General features: G+C 54.3%; 1 protein-coding gene. It reads right to left on the bottom strand.

The window, feature by feature from the left end; genetic code table 11:
• Positions 1 to 361 (bottom strand): radical SAM protein (locus CUU80_RS11300; protein ID WP_207760125.1); only part of this gene is annotated, 361 nt, incomplete at its 3' end.
• Positions 362 to 414 lie beyond the last annotated feature (53 nt).

Genomic DNA, 414 nt, shown 5'->3' with positions numbered 1-414 from the left:
GGAGCAGGACATCCTTTTCGGTTGAGGGCCTGGTTGGAATGACAAGGTGCACCATGTCGGGGCCGATTTGAGCAAGTGCACCGGTAATATCTTTCAAGGCTTCATCGGTGTCGTTGACTCCTCCAAGGAGCATCACCTCAACCCAGAGGTTGCCGGTGTATTCCTTTCTGAAGGCGATAAGCCCCTCAAGGTGACGCCTGAAGGTAAAGCCCGGAGCATGACGGCTGATTTTCTGGTGCAGCTCTTCTGAGCCGGCGTTGAGCGAAGGGAGTACTGCATCAGCTCTCAAGGCCTCCTGACGGACTTCGGGCAGAGAGAAAAGCGAGCCGTTGGTAATAATGGCCACGGGAATATCAGTCATCTTCTTCACCTCGTCAATAAGCCTGCCTATACCGCGATACAGCATGGTCTCGC

It is taken from the genome of Bifidobacterium scaligerum (assembly GCF_002802865.1).
GTDB lineage: Bacteria > Actinomycetota > Actinomycetes > Actinomycetales > Bifidobacteriaceae > Bifidobacterium > Bifidobacterium scaligerum.
This window is presented reverse-complemented; position numbering and strand designations above follow the sequence as displayed.